We start from the raw sequence: 26,618 nt of genomic DNA, 5'->3' as shown, positions 1-26,618 counted from the left end.
ACGATAGGAGGCGCGAATGAAACTCGGCGACGGCGTCGAACAGGCCATTCACAGCGTGACGATGCTGAGCTGTCTTCAGCCTGGCAGTACCCTGTCGGCCGCAGCGCTCGCCGAGTTCCACGGCGTCTCGACCAGTTACCTGCTGAAGCATCTGCAGGCGATGTCTGGGGCCGGACTGCTCGAGGCCGTGCCGGGGCCGAAGGGCGGCTACCGGCTTGCACGCGCGCCCGAGAAGATCACCCTGCTCGATATCGTCCTCGCGGTGGAGGGGCCGGAGCCGGCCTTTCGCTGCAACGAAATCCGCCTTCGCGGCCCCAATCCCTATTCCTGCAAGCCGGCCGCGCCGTGCACGATCAATGTCGCGATGCTCAGGGCCGAGCAGGCCTATCGCGCCGAACTCCGGCGCGTGACCATCGCCGCCATCATGGCCGACCTGAAAGCTATCGACCGCGACGGGGCGATCGCGGCGCGAACGAACGGTTTTCTCGCCCTTCATGAACGGAAATCGGGCAACGCCGCCTGATGTGAATCACCATCCAATCAGCCAAACAGGAGAAGATCATGCAGTCACGTGTGAATTTTGCGAAAGCCGCTCCGGACGCCTACAAGGCGGTCGCCGCGCTCGACAGCTATGTCAAAGGCTCGGGAATCGAGCCTCGCCTTATCCACCTGATCAAGCTGCGCGCATCGCAGATCAATGGCTGCGCCTATTGCGTGGACATGCACACCAAGGAGGCGCGCCACAGCGGCCTCAGTCAGCAATGGATCAACCTCGTCTGTGTCTGGCGCGAATCGCCGCATTTCGATGAGCGCGAACGGGCGGTCCTCGGCTGGACCGAGGCGCTGACCAATGTGGCGGAGACACGCGCGCCCGACGACGCCTATGAGGCGCTCAAGGCGCATTTCAACGAGGAGGAAATGACCAAGATCACCGTCGCGATCGGCGCCATCAACGTGTGGAACCGGCTGTGCGTCGGCTTCCGCGCCTTGCCCCCGATCGACGCGCCGGCCATGGCGGCTTAGAGCGGGATGTTTCCCTGAAGCTCTGGGCGTTACAGCGCGATATAGCGGTCGGCGCGGTGGTTGATCGCCACGAAAAGGTTGAGGACCACCGCTCCGAGCACCGACCAGATGACGACCGTCGGCGTCGTCACGAAGAATGCTGCCGCGAGAACGACCAAGTCGATCGCGAGTTGCACCAGACCGGCGCGAATGCCGAAGCGCTCCTGCAGGTAGATGCCCAATATGCCGACGCCGCCGAGGCTCGCGCGGTGGCGGTAGAGCGCCAGGAGACCGTATCCGAGGAGAAGGCCGCCGATGAGAGCGGCCCAGCCGGGGTGGATCTGCCCGATCTCGAAGAGACGCGATTGCATGTCGGTCAGGAACGAGGTGAGCGCAATGGCAATGAAGGTCTTGAGCGTGAAGGCCGGACCGAGCCGCTTCAGCGACAGGTAGAAGAACGGCAGATTGAGCAGGAAGAAGGTGAGACCGAAATTCACGCCCGTGGCGTAATGCAAAAGAAAGGCGACGCCTGCGGTGCTGCCGGTCAGAAGTCCGGCACTCGCCAGGAAATAGAGACCGAGGGCGGCGACAAGGCTGCCCGAAAAGACGCCTTGAACGTCCTCCACGGGCGTGTGCCGTGTGGGACTGGTATTCCAGAGACCGAAAACGCTGCTTGCCTGTGCCATGGCTGACCCTCAGATCGCGATGGCATCACCATTGCTGCAGCGCACAAAAAATACAAGCAAAATATGTAAGCAATGCTGACCTATTTTCGCCGCCCGGTCGGGGCTGCATCAAGCCGGCTTGCAGGCGAGGAACAATATCCCGGCGACGGGCTCGCCGGCATCCCTGCGGATGATCGTGCGCTCGGTCGCGATCATGGACAGGCCGCTCTCTTTGCAGAGGGAGGCGATATAGGCTTCCGGATGCGCGTAGCGCAGCGACGGACGCAGCACGAAGCCGTCGGCCCCGCATGCATCCTCGACGGAAAACGCGAAGAGCCCGCCCGGTGCGAGCAGGCGGTCGGCAATGACGAAGACACCTTCGAGATTGCCGAGATACATCAGCACGTCCGCCGCGCTGACGAGATCGGCACGCCGCTGCTCCAGCGCGCCGAACACGCCCGAATCCTCCGGAGCCAATGAAAGGTCCGCCTGGGCGAGGCGGTCATAGACACCCTTGGCTTCGGCCTTGGCGAGCATATTGGCGGAAAGATCGAAACCCTCGAGGAAATCGGCGCGATCGCGGATACGCTCGCCGAAGAGCCCGGTGCCGCAGCCGAGATCGGTGACGTGGCGAAACCGCCCGCCGCCGTTCACCCGGCCGATCACGGCCGCAAGCTTCTCCGGGACGCTGTAGCCGAGCTTTTCGACGAGCGCGTGGTCGAAGCGCTCGGCATAGTCGTCGAAAAGGCGCTCGACGTAAACGCTCGGCGGCTGTTCGGGCGTCTCGGTAGCGCCGAGCAAAGCGAGCTTGAGGCTGGCGCCGAAGATGTCTTCCGGATTGAGCCGAAGCGTATTGCGCAGCGCGTCGACGGCTGCCTCTATTCGGCCCGATTTCTCTTCATAGTCCGCCAGCCGGAACCAGCCGGCCGCCCAGTCCGGGGCAAGCTCCAACGCCTGGGCCATGAGTTCCGCCGCACCTGGCGCATCGCCCGCTTCCGCAAGCATCTTCGCGTAGTCGGCGCGGCGGTCGGCGATCAGGTCGCCGGAGGAGAGCTGGTTGAAGGTCATGGAGATGCGGCTTGGTTGCGATGGACGCTTCTGACGCCGGAAAAGGCAAAATACAAGCGGATTCTGGAAGCGGCACCTGGGACCGTCATGCCTTGCACGCTTGGGAATGGCGGCTTATGTGAAGGGAAACAGGAGAAGTTCTTGCTGATGTCGGACGGAATAAACAAATTTTTGGGGGACTCGCCGCTACGCGTGCTCGTCAAGCTGCTGGTGGTGTCGATCCTGGTCGGCTTCGTGATGACGGTCTTCGACTGGTATCCGGCCGATATCTATTACGGTATCCGCAACTTCCTCCTCGATCTCTGGCGGACCGGATTCGCGGCTCTCGGACGGGTGGGCGACTACCTGCTCCTCGGCGCGGTCGTGGTCATTCCGCTCTTCATCATTCTGCGTCTCTTCAGCTATCGACGGTAAGCATGCACGACCAGATCTTCGTCGCCCGCAGACGGCTGCTTCTGCGTGCCGGTGCCGTGGTTTCCCTCGGCTTGATCACCGGCTGCACCACCTCGAACCTTCTTTCTCCGGACGGCGGTACGGGCAGCGATCAGACCGACGCGACGCTCGGCTACGTCAACACGTTGCGCAAGGGCAGGGGCCTTCCTGCGCTTTCCGGCGATCCGGTCGCTTCCGTTGCCGCCATGCATCAGGCAGCACGCATGGCGAGCGCGGGCAAGATGCGGCACAATATCGGCTGGCGGGACAGTTTCTATGATCGGATGAAGGGGCAGGGCGTCACGCTGCCGGCCGCCGAAAACATCGCCGTGGGTCAAAAGGACGCCGAGCGCGCCTACGATGCCTGGTACAATTCTCCGAAGCATCTCGAAAACATGCTCGGCAATTACCGGGGGCTCGGCGTCGCCGTGGCGCAGAATTCCGCTTCCGGAAACCGCCCCTATTGGGCCATGGTGCTCTGCAGCTGAGCTGATTCCCGGGTGAACTACGGAATCGGACCGTAGGGACAGGATCATGACGGCCACGCAAAGCCTCGAGCGCGACACGGACAATCCAGAAGCCGGACCTTTCCTGGTCACCAACCGGCTTATCTTCTCGATCGCCCTGCCGATGACGCTCGGCTTCCTGACGACGCCGCTGCTCGGCCTCGTCGACACGGCCGTCGTCGGCCGGCTCGGTCAGGCGGAGCTGCTCGCAGGTCTCGCGGTCGGCGCGGTGATGTTCGACCTCATCTTCACCACCTTCAATTTCCTGCGTGCCGCAACCACGGGTCTCGTCGCGCAGGCCTATGGCCGTGGAGACCGGCGCGAGCAGCAGGCGGTCTTCTGGCGTTCGCTCATGATCGCGCTCGTTACCGGCGCCGCCATCGTGCTTATATCGCCCATCCTGCTTTCCGCCGGTCTCTGGCTCATGGGGCCCGGTCCGGAAGTTGCGGAGGTGACGCGCACCTATTTCCTCTATCGCATCCTCTCCGGCCCGGCCGCCCTCGCCAACTACGCCATCCTCGGATTCGTGCTGGGGCGCGGCGAGGGCACTCTCGGCCTGATGCTGCAGACGCTGATCAATGGCACCAATATCGTGCTTTCGATCCTGCTCGGCCTCTTCCTCGGCTGGGGCGTGGCCGGCGTCGCGATCGGCACCGTGGCGGGGGAGGTGATCGGCGCGCTTGCGGGTTTTGCAATCGTCTACGGCCGTTTCGACAGCAAGGACGCGCCCGGTTGGGCGATGATCTTTGCGCGCGACCGCCTCAAGAAATTATTCGGCCTCAACCGCGATATCATGATCCGCTCCTTCGCCCTTCTGGCCGCCTTCACGCTCGTGACCCGGATCGGCACGTCCTTCGGGCCGGTGACGCTTGCGGCGAACGCAGTGCTGATGACGATCTTCCTTGTGGCCGGCTATTATCTCGACGGGCTCGCCACCGCAGCCGAGCAACTGACGGGCCGGTCGATCGGTGCCGGCTATCGCCCCGCTTTCGACCGGGTTCTGCGGATGACTGCCCTTTGGTCGCTCGGCCTCGCCGCATTGACCACGCTCGCGCTGCTCGCTTTCGGCAACGCCGTGGTGAACATGCTGACGACTGCGCCGGACGTGCGCGCGCTCGCCTATCAATATATGCCGTGGGCGGCCGTGACGGCGCTGACCGGCGCACTCGCCTTCCTGATGGACGGCGTCTTCATCGGTGCCGGCTGGTCGCGCGACATGCGCAACATGATGCTGGCTGCCTTCATCGGCTACGTGGCGGCGCTTGCCGTGCTCGTCCCTGCCTTCGGCAATCACGGTCTCTGGGCCGGGCTCAACCTGTTCCTGCTGCTGCGCGGCGCTTTCCTGCTGCTGATGATACCGCGTCGGGCGGCTCAGACGTTCCGGCCGCTCCAGTAGTCGAGCCGGCTGTCGCGTATGTCGCGGATCGAGGCAAGTTTCTCGCGCTCGCAAAGGGCCGAGAGGCCGCGCACGATCCGGCCCGGCAATCCCGGTCCCTCATAGATCATGCAGGAGTAAAGCTGGACGAGATCGGCTCCGGCGCGGATCTTTTCCGCTGCGGTTTCCGCCGAGCACACGCCGCCGACCCCGATGATCGGCAAGTGCGGTCCCACCCGCTTGCGCATCCGGGCGAGCACCGCCGTCGATTTCTCGAAGAGCGGTTTTCCGGAAAGGCCGCCGGCTTCGTTGGCCTGACGCCGGTCTTTCAGACCCTCGCGCGAAAGCGTCGTGTTGGAAACGATCAGCCCGTCCAGACCATGCGCCAGCACCTCGGCTGCGATGTCGTCCATGCCCTCTTCGGTCAGGTCCGGAGCGATCTTGAGGAAGACCGGGACCTGCCGCCCGCCTTTTCGCGCCTCATCGTCCCGGGCGGCAAGCACGGCCGAAAGCAGCGCCGAGAGACTCTCGCGCGCCTGCAGGTCGCGCAGGCCCGGCGTGTTGGGCGAGGAGATGTTGGCGGTGAAATAGCGCGCGACCGCGTAGAAGGTTCGGATGCCTGTCACATAGTCGGCGATCCGGTCGGCGCTGTCCTTGTTGGCGCCGATATTGACGCCGATCAGCGCCTCGCGCGAGCAGGCCTTGAGCCGCGCCAGCGCCGCCCCGTGCCCCTCGTTGTTAAAGCCGAGCCGGTTGATCACCGCCTCATCCTCGACGAGCCGGAAGAGCCGCGGCTTGTCGTTGCCCGCCTGTGGCCTCGGCGTCACCGTGCCGATCTCGGTAAAGCCGAAGCCGATCTTCAGCAGCGCTTCCGGGACTTCGGCATTCTTGTCGTAGCCGGCAGCCATGCCGATCGGGTTGGAAAAAACGAGGCCCGCCACGGTTTGCCCGAGCCGGGGGTCGGCCGGCGCGGCGCAGCTCGGCACCAGGCCGCTCTTCAGCGCCTTGATCGAAAGGCCGTGTGCAGCTTCCGGGTCGAAGAGGAAAAGGCCGCGCCGTGCGAGGTGCTCCAACTGGCCGATCATGGGGCGAGTTCCGGGAAGCTGTGCTGACCGTCCGGCCGCAGCGGCAGGGGCTTCTCCCACAATACGGCTTCAAGCGGAAGCGGAGCGTAAAGATGCGGAAACAGCGCGCCGCCGCGGGAGGGCTCATAAACGAGTTTGTCGCCCAGCGCCGTCGCGTCGACCGCAACGAGCAGCAGGTCGTCCTGACCCTCGAAATGCCTGGCGGCCGTTTCGACGACCTGGTCCCCGGTCGAAAAATGAATGAACCCGTCGGCGAGATCGACGGGGGCGCCTGCAAACGCGCCGGTCCGTCGCGCTTCCTGCCATAGAAGTGCCGGAACGATCTTGTATATGGTAGCGTTCATCTTTGTTCGCTTATCCGTCGTGAGCATGAGTGATGGCCTTGCCGCAAATATCGGCGCCTGTCCACCGCACAGCATGAGATCGAGGCGGATTTTCCGTAAGCATTCAACGGAGAGAACGTCATGAGACAGGCAGTCGCAATACTCGCAGTCGGGTTGGGCTTCGGTCTCATTGCCCCGGCGGCTGCGCAGGAAGCCTCGCCCGGCCGCTACAGCATGCAGAAGTCGGAAACCGGATTAGCCCGGCTCGACACCGAGACCGGCGAGGTCACCTTGTGCCAGGAAAAGGGCGGGGAGCTCATCTGCAGGATGGCGGCCGACGAGAGAGCCGCATTCGAGCGCGAACTCGATCTCCTCACCAGTCGCATCGAAGCGCTGGAAAAGGCCGTGGAAAGCGGTGAAACCGCGGCCGAACCGGCGCTTCCCAACGATGAAGAGATTGACCGGGCAATGAGCATCATGGAAAGAATGATGCGCAAGTTCATGGGAATCGTGAAGGAATTCGAGGACAAGGGCAGCGATTCCGCCGACGAGGGTGAGAATCTGCCGCAGAAGACCTGAGAACGAAGCCGTGGCGTGCCGGAGGACGCGCGTCGCGCATGTTTCCCTGAAACAGGGATCATTTGGGAATAAGATGATGCGGCGGATCCACAGCGCGAGGCTGCAGGATCGCGGCCGAGGCTCTTGGGAGGGAGCGTCATCATGCCGGAAATGACCATCATCATTGCCGACGACCACCCGCTCTTCCGCGGCGCAATGCGCCAGGCGCTGAGCGGCATGGCGGGCGCACCGGCCATCGTCGAGGCCGGCGATTTTGCCGCTGCGCGCAGGGCTGCGGCCGACAATCCGGACGCCGATCTGATGCTGCTCGATCTGACCATGCCCGGCGTCAGCGGGCTTTCGGGGCTGATCGCGCTGCGTGCCGAGTTTCCGAGCCTGCCCGTGATGATCGTCTCGGCCCATGACGATCCGGCGACCATTCATCGCGCGCTCGATCTGGGCGCCGCAGGGTTCCTGTCCAAATCGGCCGGTATCGAGGAAATCCGCGAAGGCATCGCAAAGGTGATGGCCGGCGAGGTGTTCGTCCCGCCCGGTTACGACCAGAACCAGGAATACGAGCCGGAAGTCGCCGACCTGCTGCATCGGCTGCAGACGCTGACACCGCAGCAGTCCCGCGTCCTCTCGATGCTGGCCGAGGGGCTGCTCAACAAGCAGATCGCCTATGAACTTGGCGTCTCCGAGGCGACGATCAAGGCGCATGTCTCGGCGATCCTCCTGAAGCTCAACGTCGACAGCCGTACACAGGCGGTGATCCAGCTATCGAAGCTGGGGACGGTCGCGGCGGCCTGAGTCGGCCGCTCCTGGGATTTGCGATTTTTGCCCTCATCCCGCTGCCTCGCAGACGGTGAGAGTGCGCCGGGAGTTCGCAGCTTGTCCCTTCGCCCCGCCTGCGGGGAGAAGGTGGCCGGCAGGCCGGATGAGGGGCAATCCGAGCGGTAAGCCACTTTATTCCGCCGCCGCGCGTCCCGCCGCGGCAAGCTGGGTGAGCCAGGCGCGCAGAGCCGCCGGTCGGACGGGCTTGTGCTGCAGCGAGACGCCGTCCCGTTCGGCGGCGCCGCGCACTTCGGGCGAACGGTCGGCCGTCACCATGAGGGCGGGGATACTCTCCTGCCAGAGGCCGCGGATCGCGGCGATCGCCTCGACACCGGTGCCATCGCCGAGGTGATAGTCGGCGATGATCGCGTCGGGACGCACGCCCAGCCTGCCGGGCGCCATTTCAGTGCAGCCGGCGAGCGACTCGGCGGTCGTCACGCTGCAGCCCCAACCGCCGAGCAGCAGGGCCATGCCTTCGAGGATCTTCGGCTCGTTGTCGATGCAGATGACGTTGAGCCCGGCCAGTGCTTCGCTCGTTTTCGCCGCTGCGACGGATTGCGGTTTCAGCCTGCCGCCGGCGCTCTTGTCGAGCGGCACGGTGACCTTGAAGCCGGTGCCCTTTCCCGGCTTCGATTGCAGGCCGACCGGGTGATTGAGAACCCGCGAGATGCGGTCGACGATGGAGAGACCGAGGCCGAGCCCCGACGCGGTTCGCGCGCCTTCTTCAAGGCGCGCGAATTCCTTGAAGATGGTGCGGAATTTCGATGATGGAATGCCGATACCCGAATCGAGAACTTCGATCGTCGCCGTCTGCCCGTGCCGGCGCACGCCGACCAGCACCTTGCCCCGAAGTGTGTATTTTATGGCGTTCGATACGAGGTTCTGGACGAGGCGCCTGAGCAGGTTCGGATCGCTGCGCGCCGCGAGCGATGTCGGCATGATGACGAGTTCTATATCCTTCGCCCTCGCCATCGGCGCGAAATCCGTCTCGATCCGCCTGAGCAATTCGTCGAGCGGTACGGATTGCAGGCGCGGCTTCATCGCGCCGGTGTCGAGCCGCGAAATGTCGAGCAGGGCGCCGAGGATGGCTTCCACCGATTCGAGAGAGGAATCGATGTTCTGCACCAGCGCCCGGTTGTCGGAATCGCCCAGTCGCTCGACCAGCGACGAGGAGTAGAGCCGCGCCGCGTTCAAGGGCTGCAGGATGTCGTGACCGGCAGCGGCGAAGAAGCGGGTCTTGCCGATATTCGCCTCCTCGGCGGCCGCTCTTGCCTCGCCCAGTTCGCGGTTGACGCGTGTGAGTTCTCCCGTCCGCTCGGCGACGCGCAATTCCAGCGTTTCATTCGCCTGTTTGAGCGCCATGTCGGCCGCGACGCGCTGGGTTATGTCGGTGTAGGTCGTGACGATGCCCTTGTCGGGCATGGCATTGCTTCTGACTTCGAGGATGCGGGCGCCGCCTGCAAGTTCGAGCAGGAAGGGCTTGTCGAGCGTCAGGAAGTTGGCGATCAGCGCCTTCTCCTCATCCTTGCGGACATCCCCGCGGCGGGCAAGGATGGCGACGATGTCGGCCAGCGGAAAGCCCACCTGTCCGGCGGCCTCGGGGAGGTCCATGAGCTCCCGGAAACGGCGGTTCCAAATGATGAGATTGTTGGCGTTGTCGAAGACGGCAATGCCCTGGTCCATCTGCGAGAGCGCCGTATGCAGCATGTCCTGGTTGTATTGGAGCGCCTCGCTCGCCTGGTCGAGCAGCCAGGCGGTGTCGGAGGAGGTGTCGTCCATGCGCTGCAGGACAAGCGAAAGGACGAGCCGGGCGGAGGACGAGCCGATTGCGCTTCCGAGCAATTGTTCCGAGAAGTGGACAAGCGCCATGTCGGCGGAGGCGTTGTCGTCGAGCCAGCGGCCGGATTGCTGTTCATAGGTATGGAAGGAGCGCTGCATGCGCTCCTCGCCCATGTAACGGCCGATCGTCGTCTTGAGGTCGCGCACCGTCACCTTGGTCTTGCGCCCGCGGAAGGTCCGCTCGATGCGTGAGCGGCGGGTGATGAAGACGCCCGCCTGGAAGCGCTCCAGGGGTTTGGGCGCGCGCGTCAGCGAACCCACGATATAGGCCGCGACATTGACGAGCATGCTGAGAGCCGTCGCATTCACCAGCGGGTCTGACTGCGCGCCGGAGAAGAGATCGGTGAAGGGCAGCAGGAAGCTGAGCACCGTGGAGGCGATGTGAGAATTGTCCGGCCCGCCGAGGCTCGGCAGGAAAAGGACATAGGCCCAGACGAGAAAGCCGCTGACCATCCCCGCGATCGCGCCGCGGGCATTGGCCTGCCGCCAGACGAGACCGCCGAGGAGCGCCGGCGCCATCTGCGCGATGGCGGCGAAGGAGAGCAGCCCGAGCGAGGCGAGGCCGGCGCTGATGTCGGCGGCGCGATAATAGCCGTAGCCGAGGAAAAGAACGACGAAGATCGCCGTGCGGCGGATATTGAGGAGCGTACCGGCCATGTCCTCCTGGAGAGAACCGCGCGTGCCGAGCCTGCGGCGCAGGAATACCGGCATGACGATGTCGTTCGAAACCATGATCGAGAGCGCGACCGAAGCGACGATGACCATGGCGGTCGCTGCGGAGAAGCCGCCGATGAAGGTGAAGAGCGTGACGAGCGGCACGTCGCCGGCAAGCGGCAGTGCCAGAAGATAGAGATCCGCATTGCCGGAGCCGGAGAAGGTCAGGATGCCGGCGATCGCGATCGGCAGGACGAAGGCGTTGATTGCGATCAGATAAAGCGGGAAGAGGATGCCGGCCGTGCGCAGTTCGTTATCGGTGCGGTTTTCCACGACCGTCACGTGGAACTGCCGGGGAAGCATGATGATGCCGAAGGCGGAAAGCGCGATCATCAGAATCCAGCGCGCGACCGGCGTCTGGTATTCGAGCGCGGCGATCACGGTGACGCTTTGCTGCGCTTCTGCCCATAGATTCGCAGGCCCGCCGAACAGGACGAAGACGATATAGACGCCCACCGTGAGCATAGCCACGAGCTTGACGACCGATTCCATCGCGATCGCGAGGATCAGGCCGTCCTGGTGTTCCGTCGCATCCGTATGGCGCGTACCGAAGACGATCGCAAAACAGGCGAGAAAGAGCGTGACCAGAAGCGGCAGGTCGACGAAGTTCTCGCCCGAGCCTATGCCGTAATCGCTGGTGTCGATCATCGTGGCGACAGAACTCGACACTGCCTTGAGCTGCAATGCGATATAGGGAATGGCCCCGACGAGCGAGATCAGCGCGACGATTGCCGCAACGGCCGGGTTCTTGCCGTAGCGCGCAGCCACGAAATCGGCGACGGAGGTGAGCTTTTCGGTCTTGGCGAGCCGAACGATGCGGCGGATCAGCGGCATGCCGAGCGTGAACATCAGGATCGGGCCGATATAGATGCCGGTGAATTCGAGTCCGCGCTCCGCCGCAAGGCCGACGCCGCCGAAATAGGTCCAGGATGTGCAGTAGATTGCCAGGCTCAGCGCATAGACGAGCGGCCTGCCCTTCGCGGCAATCTCGTTGCGTCTGGCTCGCCGGTCGCCATAGCTTGCAACTGCGAAGAGCAGCAGCAGGTAGGCGAAGGCCGAGGCAAAAATGACCGAACCCGAAAGCATGCCTCACTCCTCCGCGGCCAGCATAGGGCAAGTCCATTTGGTTGGAAATCGGCCGGCGCATCAGTCTTAAGTTCAAGATCACCCGCCGATATCCGCGGAGCTTGACCAAATGCAAGGAGTACGATTTCCTCACACGGGGCTTTGGTCTAGATTCCTACCGGCGGTTGCCGCGCAAGACAGGTGCGGGTGGCCCTTCGGGGGATTTCCACGGAGAGAGGCATGCTGAACGAATTCAAGGAGTTTATCGCCCGCGGCAACGTCATGGACCTTGCGGTCGGCGTGATCATCGGTGCGGCCTTTAGCAAGATTGTCGATTCGGTCGTCAATGACCTCGTCATGCCGGTCGTGGGAGCGATCACCGGCGGCGGCTTCGATTTCTCCAACTATTTCCTGCCACTCTCCGCCAGTGTCACTGCGCCGACGCTCTCCGCCGCACGCGAACAGGGCGCGGTCTTTGCCTATGGCAATTTCATCACCGTGCTCATCAACTTCCTGATCCTCGCCTGGATCATCTTCCTGCTGATCAAGCTCGTGAATCGCGCGCGTGCTTCGGTCGAAAGGGACAAGGCGCCGGACCCGGCCGCACCGCCGCCGCAGGACATCCTGCTTCTCTCCGAAATTCGCGATCTTCTGAGGCAGCGCGCCTGAGGCGCCGGACACTCGGCGGTCCGGGGCCGCCGGGTGATGGAAACATCACAGAATTCGATAAACAGGTCAGAGAAATTCGCGTGATCGCCGACGCCAAAGCGTCTAGAAACGGCGGGCAATCAGGAGCCCGCCGATGACGATCATGACCAGCCTCAGCCCCCGCGCGACGGCAGCGCCCGAAAGCGGCATCGTCGAAGTGGTCAACTATGCGCGCGGGCGTGAAGGACTGATCCCGCTCTGGGTCGGCGAAGGTGATCTGCCGACGCCGGATTTCGTCAGTCGCGCCGCGGCCGACGCGTTGATGGCAGGCGAGACCTTCTACACCTGGCAGCGCGGCATCCCGCCTCTTCGCGAGGCGCTGGTCCGCTATTACCAGCGCCGGTTCCAGAAGGCGCTGTCGCCCGAGAATTTCTATGTTACCGGTTCGGGAATGCAGGCGATCAAGCTTGCGATCGAGGCGGTAGGCTCTCCCGGCGACGAGGTGGTCCTGCTGACGCCCGCCTGGCCGAATTTCGCGGCTGCTGCGGACCTCTCCGGCGTTCGCCCGGTCGCCGTTCCGTTGCAGTTCGAAGGCGGCAAATGGCGGCTCGATCCCGAACGTCTTCAGGCGGCGATCGGGGAGAGGACGCGGGCGCTTTTCATCAACACGCCGTCCAACCCGACCGGCTGGACCGCAACCCACGACGATCTCAAGGCCATTCTGGCGCTCGCGCGCGAGCATGGCCTCTGGATCATCGCCGACGAGATCTACGCGCTTTACTATTATCCCGACGGCCGGGCGCCGTCCTTCCTCGACGTGATGGAGGAGGACGACCGCATCCTCTTCGTCAATTCCTTTTCCAAGAACTGGTCCATGACCGGCTGGCGTGTCGGGTGGATCGTGGCGCCGCCGGCGATGGGGCAGGTGCTCGAAAATCTCATCCAGTATTCGACCTCCGGTGTCGCGCAGTTCATGCAGCGCGGGGCAGTCGCCGCGCTCGACGAGGGCGACGGCTTCGTCGAAGAGAACATCGCCAAAGCGAAGCGCAACCGCGATACGCTCTGCGACGCGCTGATCGCGACCAACCGCGTCGAAACGCTGAAACCCGATGGCGCGCTCTACGCCTTCCTGAAGATCGACGGCGTCACCGACTCGCGGGCCGCGGCACTCGACATCGTCGACCGGACCGGCGTCGGTCTCGCGCCGGGGACGGCCTTCGGCGAGGGCGGAGCGCTTTTCATGCGCGCCTGCTTCCTGCGCGATCCGCTCCAGATCGCCGAGGCCGCAGACCGCTTGCAGCGCTACATCCTCAGCCGCTGACGGAGCGTTTTCGACGACGGTACGGCCAATCGGTAAAATCCGACCGATCGGTGCGGCGGACCTTTAACCACACAACCGAGAATAGGTGCTGCGGGCAGGCGAACAGCGCTGCGATTTACCATTTCTGAAACGTGAACTCGTCTTTTCTGATCCCGCATATGCAGGGACAGGGGACGGGAAATGGCGGTATTGGTAACAGGCGGGGCAGGTTATATCGGCAGCCACATGGTCTGGTCGTTGCTCGACGGCGGCGAAGCGGTGGTGGTGCTCGACTGTCTGTCGACCGGATTTCGCTGGGCGGTCGCACCGGAGGCGCGCTTCTACTTCGGCGATGTCGGTGACCGGGCGCTGCTCCAGCGGGTGTTTGCCGAGAACGAAATCGACTCGGTCGTCCATTTCGCGGGCTCGGCCGTCGTACCGGAATCGGTCGCCAACCCGCTTGCCTATTATGAGAACAATACGGCCAATACCCGCACGCTCATTGCGGCAACCGTCGAGGCCGGTATTCGCCATTTCGTCTTTTCTTCGACCGCCGCCGTCTATGGAACCCAGGACACGCCCGACCCGGTCAGCGAGACGGCCGCCCTGCGGCCCCAGAGCCCTTACGGCCGCTCCAAGCTGATGTCGGAGATGATGCTGCAGGACGCTGCGGCCGCACATGATTTCCGCTTCGTCGCGTTGCGCTATTTCAACGTGGCCGGGGCCGACCCGCTCGGCCGCGCCGGCCAGTCGACGCTCGGCGCCACACATCTGATCAAGGTCGCCTGCGAGGCGGCGCTCGGGAGGCGCCGAAAGATCGATGTCTTGGGCACGGACTATCCGACGGCGGACGGTACCGGCGTCAGAGACTATATCCATGTGAGTGATCTCGTGGCGGCACACAGGAGCGCGCTCGCCTATCTAAGGGCTGGCGGTGAACCGTTGGTTGCGAATTGCGGCTATGGCCACGGCTTCTCGGTGCTGCAGGTGCTCGATACCGTGCGCCAGGTCTCCGGCCGCGATTTTATGGTGGACTACGCGCCGCGGCGCCCGGGCGATCCGGCGCAAATAGTCGCCGACCCGTCCGTAGCCCGGCTGAAGCTCGATTGGGTCCCGACCCATGCGAGCCTCGAGCATATCGTCCGGAGCGCCTTCGACTGGGAAAGCCATCTCAGCCGCAAGAACAGCTTCGACGAGGAACAGGACGAGCGGTTGATCGCCAACGGCTGAGCCCTTTGGCTGAAGCCTTCAGGCGTCGTCCTCTCCGAGCAGTTTCCGCTCATGCGCAATGGCACGCTCGACGAGTTGTCCCCAGAATCGTTCGTAGAAGTCCGGATCGAGGCCGAGCTCGACCGCATTCCGGCGCGCGTTTTCCTTCACCTCCGCCACCCGTGCCGGGATGTCCGCCTTCAGGTTGAGCGGGCGTTTAATCTCCGCGGCGCGCTCGATATAGCCCCACCGTTCGGCGAAAAGCGTCATCAAAGCGCGGTCGAGCCGATCGATCTCCACACGTATGTCGGCCATCGTCGTGCATTCTGCGGGTGTTTTCTGCATGTCGGGTCCTCGCGGAGCGGAGGCCGCTCCATTTGATCGCGCCGAACTGCTAGCAAAGGGGACGCCGGCTGAGAAGGGGTTAAACCGACGCAGCATGGCAGCTCCGCTGCAACGGGGGTTTTCACGCGCCGAGAGCAAGCTTGATCGCAAGACCCACGATGCTGACCGCAGCGACGCCGGCGGCCCAGAGGCCCACGAACCAGAGAAGCTTGCGGGCAGTCCCGCTGGAGCGCGTCAATGGTAGCCCTCCTCCGGATCGACCTTGCCGCGGAAGACCCAGTAGGCATAGGCGGTATAGGTGAGAATCATCGGTACCAGAACAAGCGCGCCGACGAGAAGGAAGGCGAGGCTCTCGTCCGGCGCGGCGGCATCCCAGATCGTCAGCGAAGGCGGCACCATGAAAGGATAGAAGCTGATGCCGATGCCGATATAGCCGAGCACGAACAGGCCGAGCGCGGCGATGAAGGGCTGGACATCGTGCCGGTCGCGGATGCCTTTGAGAAGGAGGTAGAGGCAGCCGAGGACCAGCAGCGGCACGATGACGCTGAAGATCGCCGTCGGCCAGCCGAACCAGCGCTCCAGGTAGACCGGCTCGAGAAACGGCGTCCACAGGCTGACGATGCCCATAGCCGCGACCGTGGCGAGAGCGGTTCGAAGCGCGACGCCACGTGCGCGTTCGGCGAGCTCGCCACGGGTCTTCATCACCAGCCAGGTCGCTCCGAGAAGCGCATAGCCGATCACGATCGCCAGTCCGGTTGCGATTGAAAACGGCGTCAACCAGTCCCACCAGCCGCCGACATAGGCCCGGTTCTCGACCGGGATGCCCTGCACGAGGGCGCCGAGCGCCAGGCCTTGCGCGAAGGCAGCGAGCATCGACCCGCCCGCAAAGGCCCAGTTCCACAGGAATTCGCCGCGCTGCGTGCGCCAGCGGTACTCGAAAGCCACGCCGCGGAAGATGAGGCCGATCAGCATGGCGATGATGGGCGCGTAAAGCGCGGGCAGGATGGTCGCATAGGCGAGCGGAAACACGGCGAGCAGCCCTCCGCCGCCGAGCACGAGCCAGGTTTCATTGCCGTCCCATACGGGGGCCACGGAGTTCATCATGACGTCGCGGTCGTGCTTCTCGGGGAAAAACGGAAACAATATCCCGACGCCGAGGTCGAAACCGTCGAGAACGACATAGGCAAGCACCGCAAAGGCGATGATCGCGGCCCAGATCAGTGGCAGATCAATGGCCATGATGGCCTCCCTGGTTGGCTGTTGCCGGCCCGGGCGTCACTCCGGCCGTGCGCAAGGGTCCTTCGTCGAGTTCGGGCATCGTATCGCGCGGCAGACGTGCCATCAGCCGCAGGATGTAGAAGGTGCCGGCGCCGAAAACGAGGAAATAGACGATGATGAAGGCGACGAGCGAGGCGCCGACAGCCGGCGCTGCGATCGGGGAAATCGAGTCCGCCGTCAAAAGGTGACCATAGATCGTGTAGGGCTGCCGCCCGACCTCCGTCGTGATCCAGCCGGCAAGCACTGCCACGAAGCCCGCCGGGCCCATGAGCACCGCCGCGCGGTGGAGCGCGGCATTCGTGTCGAGCGTGCCGCGCAGCCGACACCAGAGGCTCCAGAGCCCGAGACCGAGCATGGCGAAGCCGATCGCCACCATGACGCGGAACGACCAGAAGACGATGGCGACCGGCGGGTGCCGGTCCTCGGGTATGGTGTCGAGACCGGCAAGGGGCGCATCGAGCGAGTGCTTCAGGATCAGGCTCGAAAGCTTCGGGATTTCGAGCGCGTAGTCGACGCGCTTCTCGGCGGAGTTCGGCATGCCGAAGAGGATCAGCGGCGCGCCTTCCGGATGGCTTTGATAATGCCCTTCCATCGCCATCACCTTTGCCGGCTGATGTTCGAGCGTGTTGAGTCCGTGCTGGTCGCCGGCGAAGATCTGGATCGGCGCGACGATCGCCGCCATCCACATGGCCATCGAGAACATCGTGCGGGCGCGCCGCGGAGCGGTCTTGCGCAGGAGGTGCCACGCCCCGCAGGCGCCGACGACGAAGGCCGTCGTCAGATAGGCGGCTAGCACCATGTGCGTCAGCCGATACGGGAAAGACGGATTGAAGATCACCTCCCACCAGTCGTCGGGAATGAACTGCCCGGCCTCGTTGACGGAGAAGCCGGCGGGCGTCTGCATCCAGGAGTTCACCGCGAGGATCCAGGTGGCCGAGATCAGCGTGCCGAGCGCGACCATCGCGGTTGCGAAAAAATGCAGCTTCGGGCCGACCCGGTTGAGGCCGAAAAGCATGACGCCGAGAAAGCCCGCTTCGAGGAAGAAGGCGGTCAGCACCTCATAGCCCATCAGCGGCCCGATCACCGGCCCGGCCTTGTCGGAAAACACGCTCCAGTTGGTGCCGAACTGGTAGGACATGACGATGCCGGAGACGACGCCCATGCCGAAAGCGACGGCGAAGATCGTCTTCCAGAAGTTGAAGAGCTCCAGATAGACCTCGTCCTTCTTCCAGAGCCAGAGCGCTTCGAGGACGGCCAGATAGCTGGCAAGTCCGATGGAGAAGGCCGGGAAGATGATGTGGAAGGAGACGGTGAAGGCGAACTGTATGCGTGCAAGGACAGTTGCGTCAAAAGCTTCGAACACGGCGCTGATCCTTTCGGGCGGAAACCGCAAGCTCAGACGCGAACGGCGTCTGATATCTGCGATCTGCATCGTGTGATTGAATCTGACGCAATATTGCCAAAGGTCAATGACGGGCGGATCGCCACGTTGTCACACTGCGGCAATCGTTCGCGCGCGGCATTTTGAACCGCATTGCAGGTCGAAGCAGTCGGGCGCCCGTCCCCAATCTCACCGGCGCGCGAGGTAGGCTTCGGCGAGTTCGGTCCAGAAGGCAGCGCCGATCGGCAGCAGATCGTCGTTGAAATCATAGCCGGGGTGGTGGAGCGATTTCTCCTCGCCCGTCACCCGCGAGCCGAGGAAGAAATAGCTGCCGGGCCTTTCCTTGAGCATATAGGCGAAGTCCTCGCTTCCCATGAGCGGCCGGGCGAGATCGACGACCTTGTCGGCGCCGGCGAAGCGGATGGCGGCCTCTCGGAGGAAATCCGTCTCCGCCTTGTGGTTGATCGTGGCGTCGTAGCTCCGCTCGTAATCGACGGTTGCCCGCATGCCGAAGCTTGACGCTTGAGCCTCGGCGATCATCCGGATGCGGCGTTCGAGCTCGTCGCGGACCGCGGGATCGAAGGAACGTATGCCGACGACGATCTCCGCGCGCTCCGGGATGATGTTGCTCGCCGAGCCCGCGTGAAATGCGCCGACGGTCACGACGGAGGGGTCCATCGGGTGGATGTTGCGTGCGACGATGGTCTGCAGCGCCATGACGATGCTGGCGCCGCAGACGATCGGATCGGCCGTCGCCTGCGGCTCGGCGCCGTGGCCGCCGCGGCCGTGAACGGTGATCCGTGCCTCGTCGACCGCCGCCATGATCGGGCCTTCGCGCAGAGCGAACTGGCCGAAGGGCAGGTTCGGTTCGTTGTGGAGCGCGAACACGGCGTCGCAGGGAAATCTGTCGAAGAGACCCTCGTCGACCATGATCTTCGCGCCACCGGCATTCTCCTCCGCCGGCTGAAAGATGAGGTGAATCGTGCCGTCGAAATTCCTTCGCTCGGCAAGCGCGCGGGCGGCGCCGAGCAGCATCGCCGTGTGGCCGTCATGACCGCAGGCATGCATCAGGCCCGGCTTCGTGCTTGCATAGGCGACCCCGGTTTCCTCCTGGATCGGCAGCGCATCGATATCGGCGCGGATGCCGATCGAGCGCGACCCGGTGCCATTCCTTAGCGTGCCGACCACGCCCGTTTTCGCGATGCCCGTCGCCACCTCATAGCCGAGCTCTTCGAGGTGGCGGGCGATGAAGGCGGATGTCCGCGTTTCTTCGAGCCCAAGCTCAGGATGGGCATGCAGATCGCGCCGGATGGCGACGAGTTCCGGCATGGCATTGTCGATGGCGGCGGAAAGCTTCATGTCAGGCACCACGGGTGGGTATGCGGTTTTCGAAGTAACGGAAGGCCACGACCAGGATTGCGGTCAGGCACATGTAGATGGCCGCGAGCAGCAGGAGCGGCTCATAGGTCAGGTAGGTTTCCTGCCGCACCTTCGAGATCACCGCATAGACGTCGACGACGGTGATCGTCGCGACGAGCGGCGTGGATTTCAGCTGCAGCACGGTCTCGCCATTGAGGGTGGGCAGCGCGCGGTGGATCGCCCGCGGCAGCCAGATGCGCCGGAACATCGTCCAGCGGCCCATGCCGTAGGCACGGGCGGCCTCCAATTCCCCGGACGGCACGCCGGCGAACGCGCCGCGCATGACCTCGCCCTCATAGGCGGCGAAGGATACCGTGAGCGCCGCCACCCCATAGGGCCAGGCCTCGCGCAGATACGGCCAGAGAAAGGATTGCCGGATGGCCGGGAACTGCGGAAACAGCGAGCCGAGCCCGTAATAGAGGAGCCATAGCTGCAGCAGCAGCGGCGTCCCGCGGATGACGGTACAGAAGATGCGGGCCGGAGCCTTGAAGAACCATGGCCCGGTCACCTGGGCGAGGCCAAGCGGCACTGCCAGGAGGAAGCCGAGGATCGCCGTGCTGAAGAGCATCGCCAGGCTCACGAGAATGCCGGAGCCGAGCCTCGGCAGGTAGCGCGGCAGCCAGTCCCAGCGCATGAAGACCGCGACCGCCACCACGAGCGCCGCGAGGAGAAGCATCAGCACGATGCGATGAGGCTTGAGGAAACTCTCCTTTCTCGGGAGGTCTTCCGGCGTGTATGCGAGCGCGTGGGTGGTTTCGTCGGTCATCGTTGCTCCGCGAAGCCGCGCCGCGCATGGCGCTCGAGCATGCCGATGAAGACGTTGGAAACGAGCGTCAGCGCCAGATAGAGCGCGCCGGCGGCGCAGAAGAAGAGGAGATAGGCCTTGGTGGCGCCTGCCGCCTGCCGCGTGACGAGCGTCAATTCGCTGAAACCGACGACAGCGAGCAACGCCGTGTCCTTGGTGGCGATCAGCCACAGATTGGCAAGGCCGGGGATGGCGTAGGGCAGCATCGCCGGAAGCGTGATGCGCCGCAGCACCAGGAGCGGCGACATGCCGTAGGCGCGTGCCGCCTCGATCTGGCCGGCGGGAACCGCCTTGATCGCGCCGCGAAGCACCTCCGTCGAATAGGCGCCCTGCACGACCCCGATCACGAAGATACCGGCCACGAGCCCGCTGATATCGACGGCTCCGACCCCGATGGCGCCAAGGAGCTGGTTCAGGAGATCGGTGCCGGCATAGTAGAGGAGCAGGATGAGCACGAGCTCGGGCACCGCGCGAACCACCGTCGTGTAGCACTCCAGGAGATCGCGAAGCACCGGCCCGCCATAGAGCTTGCCGAAGGCCCCGCCGATACCGAGTGCGAGCCCGAGCGCATAGCCGCCGACTGCGATCTCGATCGAGCTGAGGAAGCCCTGCAGCAGGACGCCGCCCCAGCCGGGCGCCGAGAGCGAAAGCAGGCTCCAGTTGATAAAGGAATCCCCGAGCAAGGCAGCCTCTTAAACAAGAGCGGGATCATGGGCGATGCCCGCAATCCGCATCCCGCTCGAACACGAATTCAAGGCCGGCGGTCGCCCGGACCGCCGGCAGGTCGCGGTTATCCGCCGTAGATGTCGAAGTCGAAGTATTTCTTCGAGAAGGCGTCGTAGGTACCGTTCTCGCGGATCGCCTTGATCGCCGCGTTGACCTTTTCCTTCAGTTCCGTCTCTCCCTTGCGCAACCCTACGCCGACGCCGGGCCCGATGACGTCGACGTCTTCGGCGACTTCGCCCTTGTAATCGCAGCACTGCTTGCCCTGGTCGCTTTTCAGGAAGGCATCGAGGGCGATCGCGTCAGCCTGGACGGCATCGACGCGGCCGGCGGCGAGATCCTGGTTTGCCTCGTCCTGCGTCTGATATTCCTTCACTTCGACGCCGGCCGGCGCAAAGTGTTTCATGGCATAGGCCTGGTGCACGGTGGACACCTGAACCCCGATCGTCTTGCCGGCGAGACCCTCCGGCGTCGGCTTGATGTCGTCGCCCTTGGCGCCGATGATGCCGGTCGGCGTGTTGTAGTACTTGTCGGAGAAGTCGATGGTCTTCAGCCGCTCCGCGGTGATCGACATCGAGCCGATGATCATGTCGATCTTCTTGGAGGTCAGCGCCGGAATGATGCCGTCCCAGGCAACCGGGGTGACGACGCAATCGAGCTTGGCCTCGGCGCACATGGCCTTCATGAACTCGATCTCCCAGCCTTCCCAGTTGCCGCTGGCGTCAGGTGAGGTGAAGGGCGGATAAGGCTCCGCCGCGATTCCCACCTTGACCTGTTGGGCCGAGGCGGTGGCCGCGCCTGTGATCGCAAGAGCGGCGGCGAGCGCCACGAGTTTCAATGTCTTCTTCATGCCGTTCCCTTTTTTGATTGTCGAGCATTGCGGAATTCAGTGAATGGAGCTGATGAACTTCTTGAGCCTTTCGGATTTAGGGGCGCCGAAAATCGCCTCGGGCGGCCCCTGTTCCTCGATCACGCCGTTGTGCAGGAAAACGATGTGGTTGGCGACGTCACGCGCGAATTTCATCTCATGGGTCACGAGCACCATCGTCCGCTCTTCCCGCGCCAGATCGCCGATGACCGAAAGCACTTCGCCGACGAGCTCCGGATCGAGCGCAGAGGTCGGCTCGTCGAAGAGCATGACCAGCGGCTGGATCGCAAGCGCCCGGGCAATGGCGGCGCGTTGCTGCTGACCGCCTGACAGGAAAGCTGGATAGGCATCCCGCTTCTCGTAAAGGCCGACCCGGCGGAGCAGCGCCTCGGCCGTCTCGACTGCTTCAGCCTTGGTTTTGCCGAGTACGTGCACCGGCGCCTCGATGACGTTCTGGAGAATTGTCATGTGCTGCCAGAGATTGAAGCTTTGGAAAACCATGCCGAGCTGGGTGCGGATCCGCTGGACCTGCTTGCGGTCGGCCGGCATCAATCCGCCGTGGCCGTCCGGCTTCATGCGGATCTCTTCTCCGTGCACGCTGATCTGGCCGGCCGAGGGCAGTTCCAGCATGTTGATGCAACGGAGAAGCGTGGATTTACCGGAACCGCTGCCGCCGATGATCGCGATAACGTCGCCCTGCCGCGCGCTCAGCGACACGCCCTTCAGCACTTCCAATGGCCCGAAACGCTTGTGGAGGTCGGTAACCGCGATTGCCTGGGCCGCATCCGTCATCGGCGCGCGGCTCCTCTCGTTCGCGGAACGCTCGTTGAAGCCATGAAAAACAGTTCCCCTGGTCTTTCTCTCGTGCAGCATCTTCGGCTTGTCACGCTGTTTCTGGATGGCATCGTTGCACTTGTGCCGCTATTATTCAAGCGTATAATAATACCCGCGTCGATTTTCTGACGCTCCTCGCAACAACGGTCATCCCCGGGAGCAACGCATGAGCCCAACCGGTTCGCAGGCAATGACGATCTGGCTGAACGGCACGGCGCGGGGCATGCGGTGAACCGGCGCAGCTTTTATCGCGCCCCCGAGGGCGAGCGGCGCCAGGAACTGATCGAGGCGACGCTGGACTGCATTTCGGAATTCGGCCTCAAGGGAGCGACCGTCCGCCAGATCGCCCTTCGCGCCGGCGTTACCGCAGGGCTCGTCCGCCATTATTTCGAATCCAAAGACCAGATGGTTGCGGAGGCTTACCGCGCCGTCATTGCCTCTCTCACGGAGAAGGCGAAGAACGTCGAGGGCGATCCGGCGACGCGTCTCAAGGACTTCATCGCCATCAATCTGACCGAACCGGTCGCCGACAGCCGCAGCATCTCTCTCTGGGCCGCCTTCATCAGTCAGGTCCGGGTCGATCCGGTGCTCGCGGAAATCCATCGCGACGGCTACCTCGCCTTCCGCAACGCGTTGCAGGAGTTGCTCAGCGATTTTCTTTCGGCCAAGGGCCGGCCTGCCGGTCCCGAGGAGTGCCGCCGCTACGCAATCGCGATCAACGGCCTCGTGGACGGGCTCTGGGTCGAAGGCTGCCTCGCCGGCGATCTCTTTCGAGAGGGCGAACTGGTCGGCATCGCCATGGCCTCGGTCGAAGCCCTGCTCGGCCTTCGGATCGAAAAATAGAAATCGAATGAGGGAGTGAATTCTTGCGCTACGCGTCGATCACATCACGTCTTGCCGAGCTCGGTTCCGGCAAATGGACGCTGCACACCCGCGCACGTCAGCTGAAGGCGAGTGGCGCCGAGCTCATCGAGCTGACCATCGGCGAACCGGATCTGCCGCCGGACCGCGCGCTTCTGGAAGAGTGCCAGCGGGCCATGAATGCGGGACGCTACCGCTATTCAAACGGCCGCGGGGAGCCGGCAGTCGTGGCGGCGCTTACCGAAAAGTACCGCCGCCGCCGTGCCGCCGTGACCGCGGAGAACATTCTTTGCTTCCCGGGAACGCAGACGGCGCTCTTTGCCGTCATGTTCGCGCTCGCCGAGGCGGGAGACGGCGTGCTCGTCGGAGATCCCCTATACGCGACCTATGAAGGCGTCATCCGGTCCACGGGGGCCCATCCGGTATTCGTACCGCTGAACCCGGAAAACGGCTTCCACATGCGGGCGGAGGATCTGGAAAAGGCGGTCACGCCCGAATGCCGCGTGCTGCTCCTCAATACGCCGCACAACCCCACCGGCGCCGTTTTGACGGCGGAAGAGATTGCGGCGATCGGTGAAGTCGCGCGGCGGCACGATCTCTGGATCGTCTGCGACGAGGTATATGAGGAGCTCGTCTTCGATGCGCTCTTCGCCTCGCCATTCGACAATCCCGATCTTGCCGAACGCACGGTCGTCGTCTCGTCCATCTCGAAGTCGCATGCAGCACCCGGCTTTCGCAGCGGCTGGGCCGTCGGCCCGGCCGAGTTCACCGAGCGCCTGCTGCCGATTTCCGAGACCATGCTTTTCGGCCAGCAGCCGTTCATCGCCGATATGACCGCTTACGCGCTGACGCATGACATCGATACGGCGAGGCAGATGCGGGAATCCTACAGCCGGCGCGCCCGGCGGATCATCGACGGTCTTGCGGGGGCGTCCGGGGTTTCGGTGCTGCCGCCGGAGGCCGGTATGTTTGCGCTGATCGACGTCTCCGGCACGGGCCTCTCCGGCGAAGCCTTCGCCTGGGCACTCCTTGAAGAGGAGGGCGTTGCGGTGATGCCGGGGTCCTCCTTCGGCGACAAGGCACGCAACTTTCTGCGCGTGAGCCTCACCGTTCCGGATGCCGCCATCGAGGAGGCATGCCGCCGCATCGCCGCGCTCGCCGAACGCTGCACCATCCGCAAGGAGCGCCGCGCATGACCGTCGAATCGAAAACCGTCGGCGAGACCCTCGTCGATCTCCTGGAAGCAAACGGCGTGGAGGTCGTATTCGGCATTCCGGGCGTGCATACGGTCGAACTTTACCGCGGCCTTGCCGCATCTAAAATTCGCCACGTCACGCCGCGTCACGAACAGGGTGCCGGCTTCATGGCCGACGGATATGCGCGCGTCAGTGGCAAGCCGGGCGTGGCCCTCGTGATCACCGGCCCGGGCCTTACCAACACGATCACCGCCATGGCGCAGGCCCGGCAGGACTCGATCCCGATGCTGGTGATCTCCGGCGTCAACCGCCGGGATTCCCTCGGGCATGGCCGGGGGCTGCTGCACGAGCTGCCCGATCAGAATGGAATGATGAAGACGCTGGCGCTCTATTCGCACACGCTTCTCAACCCCGCCGATCTGCCGCTCGTCGTCGACCGCGCCTTTGCCGTTCTGCTTTCCGGCCGGCCAGGCCCGGTCCATATCGAAATTCCGACCGACGTGATGGCCCTGAAGATCGAGGGCAGGCCGGCAAAGCCGGCGGCGGCGACGCGCCCGCGCTCCGACAGCGAAACGCTGCAGAGGGCGGCGATCCTCTGCGCGGAAGCCGCGCGGCCGGTCATCCTGTGCGGCGGCGGCGCCCTGACCGCGGAAGCGGAAGTGCGCGAACTCGCCGAGCGGATCGGCGCGCCGGTGGTCACGACGGTCAACGCCCGCGGCATGCTTGCCGGCCATCCGCTCCGGGTACCGGCAAGCCCGAGCCTCAAGGCGGTCCGCGCGCTGCTGCGGGAGGCGGATCTCGTTCTGGCGCTCGGCACCGAGATGGGCCAGACCGATTACGATCTCTATGCGGATGGCGGCTTTCCGCTGCTGAAGAACCTTATTCGCACCGACATCGATGCGGCGCAGCTCGCGCGCGGGCCGCAAGCTGCGCTTTCGATCCTCTCCGGCGCGAAGGCTGCGACTGCGGGCATTCTCGGCTTCCTGCCGGACCATGCGGCGGCCAAGGACGGGGTCTTGCGCGCGGAGGCCGCGCGCAAGGCGGCGCTGAAGGAGCTGACACCGAAAATGCTTGCGGAAATCGGCGTCGTCGAGACGATCTACCGGACGCTCCCCGACTGCACCATCGTCGGGGACTCGACCCAGGCCGTCTATGCCGGCAACCTCTATTGCGACGCGCCGCGGCAAAGGGCCTGGTTCAATTCGGCGACGGGCTACGGATCGCTCGGCTATGCGCCTCCCGCTGCGGTGGGCGCTGCGGTCGCCGATCGGGGGCGGCCGGTCATATGCCTCGTCGGCGATGGCGGGTTCCAGTTTTCACTGGCCGAGATCGGCTCGGCGGTGGACGCGAATGCCAGGGTCGTCTTCCTCGTCTGGAACAATGACGGATACCGGGAAATCGAGTCCTACATGGTCGAATCTGGGATCACGCCGGAAGGCGTCAAACCTTCCGCACCCGATTTCCTGCTGACCGCCAAAGCCTACGGCCTGCCCGCTGAGCGGCTGGCGACCGTGAAGGATCTGCCGCGCGCGCTCGCCGCTGCGGCGTCGCGCCCAGGGCCTTCGCTCATCGAAATCCATCAGGAAAGAACCGCCGGCGCCACTGCATGACGGCCCGGATTTGACTTTTCCGGCCCGGAGTGATGTTAAGAGCGCACATGCTCGAATCCGGCCACGTTCTTCGTTTAGTTTGGTGCTCGGGCTGAATTCGTCTCGCTTGCGTTCGATCGCGGATTGACCGGATGCAAAGAGAAAGGGACCGCGTCCTCGATGGACCTCATGGGTGGTGGCAGCAGGAGCATGCACGCCAGCCGGCTTCTCGCCGTGCTGTGGCTGTTCTGCGCCTCTCTTTCCATGCAGGTCATCGCGGTCGGCCAGGGTGCAGCAGGCCGCGCGGCCGGAGCGCCGGCCGGCAATGTCGCTCAACCCGATACAGGTTCCTCCGACCGGCCGGTCGCCCGCCAGATATGCAGGGCGGTTGCACTGCCCGACCTCCGTTTCAGCGGCGAGCGCGCTGACGGCAAGTCGATGCCCGGCGGCGATCCGGCGCCATGCATCCAATTTCAACGCGTGGCGCTCGCTGCGCCCGTGGCTTCTCCTTCTCCATCTCTGCCGCGAGCCGCAATCGCACGCGCCGCGCCGTGCCAGAACGAGTGCATCCGCGCGCCGCCACCGGCGGCAGCCATCGTTTGAGTTCGGCAGGGCTTTCGATCCCGCCTCAGCCATTGATGAAAACCCAGCCCGGACGCTGCCCAAGGCGCGTTCAGGCGTTTATGGAATTCCCAC

At 64.2% G+C, this 26,618-nt stretch carries 27 protein-coding genes; 14 read left to right on the top strand and 13 right to left on the bottom strand.

Annotated elements, in window-relative coordinates; all coding sequences use genetic code 11:
* The first annotated feature begins 16 nt into the window (after positions 1-16).
* Positions 17-523, top strand: coding sequence for an Rrf2 family transcriptional regulator (locus JOH52_RS03550; RefSeq protein WP_003530125.1), 507 nt, complete (start codon positions 17-19; stop codon positions 521-523).
* Between the two features lie 38 nt (positions 524-561).
* Entirely contained in the window at positions 562-1,023 is a 462-nt protein-coding gene (locus tag JOH52_RS03545) for a carboxymuconolactone decarboxylase family protein (protein ID WP_010968646.1), read from the top strand.
* A 29-nt stretch (positions 1,024-1,052) separates the two neighbouring features.
* Here JOH52_RS03545 and JOH52_RS03540 read toward each other — a convergent pair whose 3' ends face one another.
* Together JOH52_RS03540 and JOH52_RS03535 are read right to left on the bottom strand one after the other, a co-directional pair.
* Positions 1,053-1,688 carry a YitT family protein gene (locus JOH52_RS03540; protein WP_003530121.1) on the bottom strand — a complete coding sequence of 212 codons (636 nt, stop codon included), beginning with the start codon at positions 1,686-1,688 and terminating at the stop codon, positions 1,053-1,055.
* Positions 1,689-1,796: 108 nt separating this feature from the next.
* Positions 1,797-2,735 (bottom strand): class I SAM-dependent methyltransferase, encoded by a 939-nt coding sequence (locus tag JOH52_RS03535; protein ID WP_014526594.1) that lies wholly within the window; start codon positions 2,733-2,735, stop codon positions 1,797-1,799.
* Positions 2,736-2,882: 147 nt separating this feature from the next.
* Between JOH52_RS03535 and JOH52_RS03530 the strand changes: the two genes are divergently transcribed.
* The 3 genes from JOH52_RS03530 to JOH52_RS03520 are packed head-to-tail and all read left to right on the top strand — an operon-like array spanning position 2,883 to position 5,069.
* Positions 2,883-3,149 (top strand): DUF6460 domain-containing protein, encoded by a 267-nt coding sequence (locus tag JOH52_RS03530; protein ID WP_003530117.1) that lies wholly within the window; start codon positions 2,883-2,885, stop codon positions 3,147-3,149.
* A 2-nt stretch (positions 3,150-3,151) separates the two neighbouring features.
* Positions 3,152-3,655, top strand: a complete 504-nt coding sequence (locus tag JOH52_RS03525; protein ID WP_010968649.1) for a CAP domain-containing protein — start codon at positions 3,152-3,154, stop codon at positions 3,653-3,655.
* A gap of 46 nt (positions 3,656-3,701) precedes the next feature.
* Positions 3,702-5,069, top strand: a complete 1,368-nt coding sequence (locus JOH52_RS03520) for an MATE family efflux transporter (protein WP_010968650.1) — start codon at positions 3,702-3,704, stop codon at positions 5,067-5,069.
* Here the strand turns inward: JOH52_RS03520 and JOH52_RS03515 are convergent.
* On the bottom strand, positions 5,045-6,133 hold the full coding sequence (locus JOH52_RS03515; protein WP_010968651.1) for a quinone-dependent dihydroorotate dehydrogenase: 1,089 nt from the start codon (positions 6,131-6,133) through the stop codon (positions 5,045-5,047). The genes JOH52_RS03520 and JOH52_RS03515 overlap by 25 nt on opposite strands.
* Positions 6,130-6,477 carry a DUF952 domain-containing protein gene (locus tag JOH52_RS03510; RefSeq protein WP_010968652.1) on the bottom strand — a complete coding sequence of 116 codons (348 nt, stop codon included), beginning with the start codon at positions 6,475-6,477 and terminating at the stop codon, positions 6,130-6,132. Before JOH52_RS03510 ends, JOH52_RS03515 begins: the two co-directional genes overlap by 4 nt.
* 120 nt (positions 6,478-6,597) lie before the next feature.
* On the opposite strand from JOH52_RS03510, the gene JOH52_RS03505 reads away from it, so the two are divergent.
* Both JOH52_RS03505 and JOH52_RS03500 read left to right on the top strand, forming a co-directional pair.
* Positions 6,598-7,035 carry a hypothetical protein gene (locus JOH52_RS03505; protein WP_003530108.1) on the top strand — a complete coding sequence of 146 codons (438 nt, stop codon included), beginning with the start codon at positions 6,598-6,600 and terminating at the stop codon, positions 7,033-7,035.
* A gap of 141 nt (positions 7,036-7,176) precedes the next feature.
* Positions 7,177-7,824 (top strand): response regulator, encoded by a 648-nt coding sequence (locus JOH52_RS03500; protein ID WP_003530107.1) that lies wholly within the window; start codon positions 7,177-7,179, stop codon positions 7,822-7,824.
* Between the two features lie 156 nt (positions 7,825-7,980).
* On the opposite strand, the gene JOH52_RS03495 is transcribed toward JOH52_RS03500, so the two are convergent.
* Positions 7,981-11,487 carry a hybrid sensor histidine kinase/response regulator gene (locus JOH52_RS03495; RefSeq protein WP_107010432.1) on the bottom strand — a complete coding sequence of 1,169 codons (3,507 nt, stop codon included), beginning with the start codon at positions 11,485-11,487 and terminating at the stop codon, positions 7,981-7,983.
* Positions 11,488-11,706: 219 nt separating this feature from the next.
* Between JOH52_RS03495 and mscL the strand changes: the two genes are divergently transcribed.
* The 3 genes from mscL (at position 11,707) to galE (ending at position 14,644) form a co-directional block, all read left to right on the top strand.
* Positions 11,707-12,135 (top strand): large conductance mechanosensitive channel protein MscL, encoded by a 429-nt coding sequence (gene mscL / locus JOH52_RS03490; RefSeq protein ID WP_010968654.1) that lies wholly within the window; start codon positions 11,707-11,709, stop codon positions 12,133-12,135.
* A 133-nt stretch (positions 12,136-12,268) separates the two neighbouring features.
* Entirely contained in the window at positions 12,269-13,435 is a 1,167-nt protein-coding gene (locus JOH52_RS03485; RefSeq protein ID WP_010968655.1) for a pyridoxal phosphate-dependent aminotransferase, read from the top strand.
* Between the two features lie 180 nt (positions 13,436-13,615).
* Complete coding sequence (gene galE / locus JOH52_RS03480) at positions 13,616-14,644, top strand: UDP-glucose 4-epimerase GalE (protein WP_010968656.1); 1,029 nt, start codon at positions 13,616-13,618, stop codon at positions 14,642-14,644.
* Positions 14,645-14,662: 18 nt separating this feature from the next.
* Here the strand turns inward: galE and JOH52_RS03475 are convergent, their stop codons facing one another.
* The 8 genes from JOH52_RS03475 to JOH52_RS03440 all read right to left on the bottom strand — a co-directional run bounded on the left by JOH52_RS03475 (position 14,663) and on the right by JOH52_RS03440 (position 22,234).
* Positions 14,663-14,968 (bottom strand): chorismate mutase family protein, encoded by a 306-nt coding sequence (locus JOH52_RS03475; protein WP_010968657.1) that lies wholly within the window; start codon positions 14,966-14,968, stop codon positions 14,663-14,665.
* Positions 14,969-15,202: 234 nt separating this feature from the next.
* Entirely contained in the window at positions 15,203-16,207 is a 1,005-nt protein-coding gene (gene cydB / locus JOH52_RS03470) for a cytochrome d ubiquinol oxidase subunit II (RefSeq protein ID WP_010968658.1), read from the bottom strand.
* Positions 16,197-17,678, bottom strand: a complete 1,482-nt coding sequence (locus JOH52_RS03465; RefSeq protein ID WP_014528931.1) for a cytochrome ubiquinol oxidase subunit I — start codon at positions 17,676-17,678, stop codon at positions 16,197-16,199. The genes cydB and JOH52_RS03465 overlap by 11 nt, the downstream gene beginning before the upstream one ends.
* Positions 17,679-17,816: 138 nt before the next feature.
* Positions 17,817-18,986, bottom strand: a complete 1,170-nt coding sequence (locus JOH52_RS03460) for a M20 aminoacylase family protein (RefSeq protein WP_014528932.1) — start codon at positions 18,984-18,986, stop codon at positions 17,817-17,819.
* 1 nt (position 18,987) lies between these two features.
* On the bottom strand, positions 18,988-19,812 hold the full coding sequence (locus tag JOH52_RS03455) for an ABC transporter permease (RefSeq protein WP_003530908.1): 825 nt from the start codon (positions 19,810-19,812) through the stop codon (positions 18,988-18,990).
* Entirely contained in the window at positions 19,809-20,534 is a 726-nt protein-coding gene (locus JOH52_RS03450; RefSeq protein ID WP_010968661.1) for an ABC transporter permease, read from the bottom strand. Before JOH52_RS03450 ends, JOH52_RS03455 begins: the two co-directional genes overlap by 4 nt.
* A 107-nt stretch (positions 20,535-20,641) precedes the next feature.
* Complete coding sequence (locus tag JOH52_RS03445; protein WP_010968662.1) at positions 20,642-21,424, bottom strand: transporter substrate-binding domain-containing protein; 783 nt, start codon at positions 21,422-21,424, stop codon at positions 20,642-20,644.
* A 36-nt stretch (positions 21,425-21,460) separates the two neighbouring features.
* On the bottom strand, positions 21,461-22,234 hold the full coding sequence (locus JOH52_RS03440; protein WP_013843945.1) for an ABC transporter ATP-binding protein: 774 nt from the start codon (positions 22,232-22,234) through the stop codon (positions 21,461-21,463).
* A gap of 270 nt (positions 22,235-22,504) precedes the next feature.
* On the opposite strand from JOH52_RS03440, the gene JOH52_RS03435 reads away from it, so the two are divergent.
* From JOH52_RS03435 to JOH52_RS03420, 4 genes are all read left to right on the top strand, one after another.
* A complete protein-coding gene (locus JOH52_RS03435; RefSeq protein WP_010968664.1) occupies positions 22,505-23,119 on the top strand; it encodes a TetR family transcriptional regulator C-terminal domain-containing protein in 615 nt (204 codons plus the stop codon).
* A gap of 23 nt (positions 23,120-23,142) precedes the next feature.
* On the top strand, positions 23,143-24,333 hold the full coding sequence (locus JOH52_RS03430) for a pyridoxal phosphate-dependent aminotransferase (protein ID WP_004435844.1): 1,191 nt from the start codon (positions 23,143-23,145) through the stop codon (positions 24,331-24,333).
* Entirely contained in the window at positions 24,330-25,943 is a 1,614-nt protein-coding gene (locus JOH52_RS03425; protein WP_010968665.1) for a 5-guanidino-2-oxopentanoate decarboxylase, read from the top strand. The genes JOH52_RS03430 and JOH52_RS03425 overlap by 4 nt, the downstream gene beginning before the upstream one ends.
* A 159-nt stretch (positions 25,944-26,102) precedes the next feature.
* Positions 26,103-26,525, top strand: coding sequence for a hypothetical protein (locus tag JOH52_RS03420; protein WP_014526599.1), 423 nt, complete (start codon positions 26,103-26,105; stop codon positions 26,523-26,525).
* The last annotated feature ends 93 nt before the right edge of the window (positions 26,526-26,618 follow it).

Origin of the sequence: Sinorhizobium meliloti, assembly GCF_017876815.1 — a bacterium.
In the GTDB taxonomy this organism is placed as follows: Bacteria; Pseudomonadota; Alphaproteobacteria; order Rhizobiales; family Rhizobiaceae; genus Sinorhizobium; species Sinorhizobium meliloti.
Note: the sequence above shows the minus strand (reverse complement) of the source record. Positions and strands in the feature narration are given on the sequence as shown.

Coding starts and splice junctions, on each gene's coding strand:
- JOH52_RS03550 (WP_003530125.1), top strand. CDS start 17: ATGAAACTCGGCGACGGCGTCGAACAGGCCATTCACAGCGTGACGATG.
- JOH52_RS03545 (WP_010968646.1), top strand. CDS start 562: ATGCAGTCACGTGTGAATTTTGCGAAAGCCGCTCCGGACGCCTACAAG.
- JOH52_RS03540 (WP_003530121.1), bottom strand. CDS start 1,688: ATGGCACAGGCAAGCAGCGTTTTCGGTCTCTGGAATACCAGTCCCACA.
- JOH52_RS03535 (WP_014526594.1), bottom strand. CDS start 2,735: ATGACCTTCAACCAGCTCTCCTCCGGCGACCTGATCGCCGACCGCCGC.
- JOH52_RS03530 (WP_003530117.1), top strand. CDS start 2,883: ATGTCGGACGGAATAAACAAATTTTTGGGGGACTCGCCGCTACGCGTG.
- JOH52_RS03525 (WP_010968649.1), top strand. CDS start 3,152: ATGCACGACCAGATCTTCGTCGCCCGCAGACGGCTGCTTCTGCGTGCC.
- JOH52_RS03520 (WP_010968650.1), top strand. CDS start 3,702: ATGACGGCCACGCAAAGCCTCGAGCGCGACACGGACAATCCAGAAGCC.
- JOH52_RS03515 (WP_010968651.1), bottom strand. CDS start 6,133: ATGATCGGCCAGTTGGAGCACCTCGCACGGCGCGGCCTTTTCCTCTTC.
- JOH52_RS03510 (WP_010968652.1), bottom strand. CDS start 6,477: ATGAACGCTACCATATACAAGATCGTTCCGGCACTTCTATGGCAGGAA.
- JOH52_RS03505 (WP_003530108.1), top strand. CDS start 6,598: ATGAGACAGGCAGTCGCAATACTCGCAGTCGGGTTGGGCTTCGGTCTC.
- JOH52_RS03500 (WP_003530107.1), top strand. CDS start 7,177: ATGCCGGAAATGACCATCATCATTGCCGACGACCACCCGCTCTTCCGC.
- JOH52_RS03495 (WP_107010432.1), bottom strand. CDS start 11,487: ATGCTTTCGGGTTCGGTCATTTTTGCCTCGGCCTTCGCCTACCTGCTG.
- mscL (WP_010968654.1), top strand. CDS start 11,707: ATGCTGAACGAATTCAAGGAGTTTATCGCCCGCGGCAACGTCATGGAC.
- JOH52_RS03485 (WP_010968655.1), top strand. CDS start 12,269: ATGACGATCATGACCAGCCTCAGCCCCCGCGCGACGGCAGCGCCCGAA.
- galE (WP_010968656.1), top strand. CDS start 13,616: ATGGCGGTATTGGTAACAGGCGGGGCAGGTTATATCGGCAGCCACATG.
- JOH52_RS03475 (WP_010968657.1), bottom strand. CDS start 14,968: ATGCAGAAAACACCCGCAGAATGCACGACGATGGCCGACATACGTGTG.
- cydB (WP_010968658.1), bottom strand. CDS start 16,207: ATGGCCATTGATCTGCCACTGATCTGGGCCGCGATCATCGCCTTTGCG.
- JOH52_RS03465 (WP_014528931.1), bottom strand. CDS start 17,678: ATGCAGATCGCAGATATCAGACGCCGTTCGCGTCTGAGCTTGCGGTTT.
- JOH52_RS03460 (WP_014528932.1), bottom strand. CDS start 18,986: ATGAAGCTTTCCGCCGCCATCGACAATGCCATGCCGGAACTCGTCGCC.
- JOH52_RS03455 (WP_003530908.1), bottom strand. CDS start 19,812: ATGACCGACGAAACCACCCACGCGCTCGCATACACGCCGGAAGACCTC.
- JOH52_RS03445 (WP_010968662.1), bottom strand. CDS start 21,424: ATGAAGAAGACATTGAAACTCGTGGCGCTCGCCGCCGCTCTTGCGATC.
- JOH52_RS03440 (WP_013843945.1), bottom strand. CDS start 22,234: ATGACGGATGCGGCCCAGGCAATCGCGGTTACCGACCTCCACAAGCGT.
- JOH52_RS03425 (WP_010968665.1), top strand. CDS start 24,330: ATGACCGTCGAATCGAAAACCGTCGGCGAGACCCTCGTCGATCTCCTG.
- JOH52_RS03420 (WP_014526599.1), top strand. CDS start 26,103: ATGGACCTCATGGGTGGTGGCAGCAGGAGCATGCACGCCAGCCGGCTT.